Source organism: bacterium, from assembly GCA_035528375.1.
GTDB lineage: Bacteria > RBG-13-66-14 > RBG-13-66-14 > RBG-13-66-14 > RBG-13-66-14 > RBG-13-66-14.
In genome coordinates, this window is record DATKYS010000005.1 from 1 (window position 1) to 3,824 (window position 3,824).

A 3,824-nucleotide genomic window follows, 5' to 3' on the forward strand; every position below is an offset into this window, starting at 1 on the left:
GGTGCCGGCACATCTCGTACAGACGCGAGCGGAGGCGGGGGCCGATCCGGTCCGACAGCGTCTCCGCGTTCGTCGCGGTGGCCCGGTCCGGGTAGTTGGTGGTGATGATGACGGGCAGGCAGGCGTTGAAGCGCCGGGTGAGGATGTCGGCGAAGGTGTCCTGGACCCAGCTGGTGAGGTGGTAGGCGCCCAGGTCGTCCAGGAGCAACAACTCCACCGAGAGCACCCGCTCCACCAGGCGCCGGGCGGAGATGGGCGAATCCTCGGCGTAGGCGGTGCGGATCTCGCCGATGAGCTCCCGGGAGTCGGCGAAGAGGCACGGATACCCCCGCGCGGCCACCGCCCGCAGCACCCCAACCGCCAGATGGGTCTTGCCCACCCCCCAGCCCCCGGAGAAGATGAGGCCGCCCTTCACCTCGGGAAATTCCTCGGCGTACCGGTGGCCGACCTCGAGGGCCTTCTTCTGGCTGCGGGTGAGGGAGCCGGCGAAGTTGTCCAGGGTGCAGTGCGAGTAGCGCTCGGGGACCTGGGTGGCGCCCAGCACGTCCCGCCGGTGAACGGCCGCGGCGCACTCGCAGGGGCGCACGGCCTCGCCGCCGGTCCCGTCGGGGACGACGATCCAGCCTTCCCCGCCGCAGATGGGACACTCGCGCTCGGGCAAACCGACCTCCGGGGGGGAGGAGTATAGCACATGACCGCTCGTCAGGCGCCTTTTAGCCGTAGCCTACGTAACGAACCGTTCGAACGCAATCGGGCGCAGTATAATGAGAAGGCATTTCAAGCATCTCTAAGGCCCTCCTGGCGCTCGACGAGATTTCTGTAGAGGCCGCCGGCGGCCATCAGCCCCGCGTGGTCGCCCCGCTCGACGATTCTCCCCCCTTCGAGGACCAGGATGCGGTCGGCGCCGCGCACCGTGGACAGGCGGTGGGCGATGACCAGCGTCGTGCGCCCCGCCATGAGCCGGGCCAGCGCCCGCTGCACCGCCAGCTCGCTCTCGGCGTCCAGGGAGCTGGTGGCCTCGTCGAGGATGAGCACCCGGGGATCGGCCAACAGGGCCCGGGCGATGGCCAGCCGCTGGAGCTCGCCGCCGGAGAGTGAAGCCCCGTCGCGCCCCACCCCGCCGGCCAGCCCGCCCGAAAGCCGCTCCACCCGGTCCGCGAGACCCACCGCCTCGAGCGCCGCCCGCAGGTCGTCGTCGGTCGCATCCGGGGCGCCGTAGCGCAGGTTCTCCGCCACACTGGCGGAAAAGACCAGCGGTTGCTGCGGGACCACCGCAATCCTCGAGCGCAGTTCCGCCAGAGGCCAGCGTTTGAGGTCCAGGCCGTCCAGGGAGACGCTCCCCGTGCCCGGATCGTAGAGCCGGGGCAGGAGCTTGACCAGTGTGCTCTTCCCCGCCCCGGAGGGTCCGACCAGGGCCACCGTCTCGCCCGGCTCGGCGCGGAAGGACACGTCGGCGAGGACGGGCCGGTCGCTGTAGGCGAAGCCCACCCCCTCGTAAACGACCTCGCCCCGAGGCGGAGGAGGGGTCGCCGGTTCCGGGGGTTCGGCCACGGCGGGCGCCCGGTCGAGAACCTCGTACAGCCGGTCCGCCGACGCGCCTATCTTCTGCAGGTTGGCGTTGGCCTGCCCCAGGGTGCGCAGGGGTTTGAGAACCAGCGCCACCAGCCCGACGAACTCCACCAGCATCCCGGTGCTCAGCTCCCCTGCGTCCACCAGGCCGACGCCGTAGGCGATGACGGCGATGACGCCGGAGACGCCGAGAGCCTGGATGATGGGACCGGTGACGGCGGCGGTGAGTTCCCGGCGGAGGGTCTTTTTGCGCGCGTCCTCCACCCGGAGGTCGAGGGCCTCCCGCTCGTACTCCTCGGCGCCGAAGGCCCGTACCACCCGCATGGACTCCAGACTCTGCCGCAGCCGGGCCAGGAGCGAGCTCTCCGCCCGGCGCACGGTGTGGGTGTGCCGGCGCACCAGCCGCCCCAGGAGGTTCAGCGCGACGACCACCGGCGGGAGGATGATGAGCGTGACCAGGGCCAGGCGCCAGTGACGCGCCAGAATCAGCCCCACCAGCACCAGGGAGCTGGCCGCGGCGGTGACGAAATCCTTCACCGCGTAGACCGAGTTGGACAGATTGTTGACGTCGTGGACCAGGCGCGTCAGGGGATCGCTCGAACCGGTTTGGGCGTGGAAGCCCACGTCCAGGGCCAGGAGGTGGTCGTAGAACCGCCGGCGCAGGTCGTAAGTCAGCCGCTGCCCGGTGTACTGAATCGCGTAGCCCCCGCCGAAGACCAGAAAGGCGTTGAGCGCCAGGGAGACCGCCATGCCCAGGGGGAGGAGCCAGTCCGCCGCCCCGGCGACGAGCCCCAGGCCGGAGAGGAACCGATCCAGCCCGGGGTTCGGGGCGGACAGCCGGTCTATGAACATCCCGGCCAGCCAGGGCAGCCCCCCCTCGGCGGCCGACCCCACGAGGTTCAGCGCCCAGCCCAGGGCGATGAGGGGCCACTGGGTGAGCATTTCCCGGAAGAAGCGCCGCAGCGAGGGGCCGTGTTTTTCAGCCACGGCGCCCCTCCAGGAATCCGGCGATTTCATTCGCCGCGCGCTCCGCCGCACCGCCGCCCCCCAGACGCCCCCGCAACTCCAGACAGGCCTCCCGCTGACGCCCGCGAAGGCCCTCGTCGGCGAGGAGGTCCCAGGCCGCCCCGGCCAGGCCCATCGGCGTCAACCGCGCCTGCAGGAGCTCGGGCACGATTCCCTTCCCCGCCACCAGATTGGGCAGGCCGATCCACGGACCGCGGATCAAGGCCCGGCCGAGGAGGTAAGTCAGCAATCCGGTTTTGTAAACCAGCACCTGGGGCACACCCAGGCAGGCGACCTCGAGGCTCGCGGTTCCCGAGGCCGCGAGGGCCAGGCCGCAGCGGGCAAGCTCGGCGTGGAAATTTCCCGTGACCCGCTCGACGATGTGCTCCCCGTCAAGCGCGGCCAACCGTGTCGCCGTCAGCTCACGGATCTCGTCCGTGGCGCTGGGGAGGACGAAGCGGAGCGCGGGGTCGCGCATCTTTAAAATTTTCGCCGCGCCGAGCATGACCGGCAGGATTTTATCCAGCTCCCCGGGCCGGCTCCCCGGCAGGAGCGCGATTCGCCTAAAATCGCCGGGGGGCGCCGGGGCGGGGAGGTAGTCCGGGACCGGGTGGCCGACGAAGACCGCCCGCGCGCCGTGCGAGCGCCAGAGCGCCTCCTCGAAGTCGAAGATGACCAGCATCAGGTCGCAGAGCCTCGCCAGCCCCGCCGCCCGCCAGGGCCACCAGGCCCACACCTTGGGGCAGATGTAGTAGACGACTGGAACCCCGCGACGCCGGGCCCGCCGCGCCAGTAACTTGTTGAACCCGGCGAAGTCCACGCAGACCAGGGCGTCGCAGCCCGCGAGCGCCCGGTCCAGGATACGGAGCGCCCGCCGGACCTGACCCAGTTTCGAAAGGGCCTCGGCCACGCCGATGAGCGCCAGGTCGCCATAGACGAGGTCCAGCTCGGCCCCGGCCTCTTTCAGTCGCGGCCCGCCCAGCCCCCGGACCGCCAGGCCGGGCAGCCTCTCATTCAGAGCGCGCAGAAGCCCCGCGGCGTGCAGGTCGCCCGAGGCCTCCCCGGCGGAGATTAGGAGCTGGTACGGACGCGTCATGGCCCGATGATAGCGCGGCGGCCGCCGGGGGTCAAACGGATGTAGGGGCGACCGTCCACGGTCGCCCGCGGGCGGGTCAAGCGACCCGCCCCTACGGATAATGTGCGAATCGTGCGCCACCCTCGTAGGGGCCGACCTTTAGGTCGGCCCGCGG

Annotated in this window: 3 protein-coding genes; all 3 read right to left on the bottom strand. The window is 71.0% G+C overall.

Annotation, left to right across the window (positions count from 1 at the left end):
* On the bottom strand, window positions 1-661 hold a 661-nt coding region (locus VM054_00270), incomplete at its 3' end, for an ATP-binding protein (GenBank protein HUT97491.1).
* A 116-nt stretch (window positions 662-777) separates the two neighbouring features.
* Complete coding sequence (locus VM054_00275; protein HUT97492.1) at window positions 778-2,556, bottom strand: ABC transporter ATP-binding protein; 1,779 nt, start codon at window positions 2,554-2,556, stop codon at window positions 778-780.
* Complete coding sequence (lpxB, locus tag VM054_00280; GenBank protein HUT97493.1) at window positions 2,549-3,670, bottom strand: lipid-A-disaccharide synthase; 1,122 nt, start codon at window positions 3,668-3,670, stop codon at window positions 2,549-2,551. Before lpxB ends, VM054_00275 begins: the two co-directional genes overlap by 8 nt.
* Window positions 3,671-3,824 lie beyond the last annotated feature (154 nt).